Annotated in this window: 1 protein-coding gene; it reads right to left on the reverse strand. The window is 49.7% G+C overall.

All coding sequences use genetic code 11. From position 1 onward, the window contains the following. Nucleotides 1-723 precede the first annotated feature (723 nt). Nucleotides 724-879, reverse strand: coding sequence for a hypothetical protein (locus C5470_RS21885; RefSeq protein ID WP_166291897.1), 156 nt, complete (start codon nt 877-879; stop codon nt 724-726). Nucleotides 880-1117: the final 238 nt, after the last annotated feature.

Raw genomic sequence — 1117 nt, forward strand, 5'->3', positions numbered from 1 at the left:
GTGTCATGTTATTCATGGCGATGGCCTCATGTAAAAGAAATCACCTTGTCAAAATACGCCTACAGGGTGAGGGTGACCATCCCATTAAGTGTGGGACATTTATGTGGCAAAGCAGCTAAAAAAAACCTAATCCTAAGATGCCACTATCGCTATTAAAACAGATAGATGAGATATATATCTGCATTAAAAAATAATAGGTTAATGATCCTAAATTGGGGTAGTGACCGGGTAGCTGGTCGAATAGCCCGGAGGAACCTCCCCTCCAGGCTCTCACAGAACCGTACGTGAAGTAGAGTAGAGCGCCAGCGAGTTACCATTTGCTATAGCACTTTTCCGAACGCCCCCTCTCCAAACCGGACATGAGACTTTCGACCTCATCCGGCTTTCCAGTGTCATTTTTCCCGATTTTGGTTGGACAAAACTTGTGAATTTCCGCCTGCCTCGATCGGAATAGACGGCCAGAACATTTTCGGCTGTGGCCATTTCGGTTACCTCAATATTTGGTCGTCAGACACCAGTGATCCTTCGCCATGTGGACGGCTTTCCCGTCCCCGGACTACTACGATCACTCCGTCACCCTGGGTCTCGCGACCCGTAGGCGATCCCGTGTTCGCACGAATCGAACGTGATAGCGCAACGTAGGTTCCCCGTTCGGCACCTTGAACGATCTCGCTGACCGTCGTTCAGCAGGGGAAGATTTCGGCTGGCGAGAGGTTTACCAGCCTATCCTGCCGACATAGCCCTGACATACCGTGGCTGTGGATGTGAGTATTCCATCACTGGTGTCTGAGGTTCAGGCAATACAGCTTTAACCTTATTACGCGGGTCTTGCACAGCAACCGATTCGGTATGTTCGTCGGGCCTGTGCTTTTCAGTCATGCTTATGTCCCTTAAGATTTTCACCATCCGGTAAGACTGATGACCCAGCAGTATTTCTTCCAACTCCTCCTGCCTAAGGCAGGGATTCGATTCGCCGCTTTCACGGCGCACCCTCTCGATTCATACGGCTCTTATTGTTCAGCCCTGAGCCAGAATATACCAGTGTGCGAAAAGTCTCTGGTTTTGCTGTTGCAATCTCTTTAGAAACTTTGTGCTTTTCCGGTAACTCCTGCCCAGT

Origin of the sequence: Photorhabdus stackebrandtii (assembly GCF_011189495.1) — a bacterium.
Classification (GTDB): domain Bacteria; phylum Pseudomonadota; class Gammaproteobacteria; order Enterobacterales; family Enterobacteriaceae; genus Photorhabdus; species Photorhabdus khanii.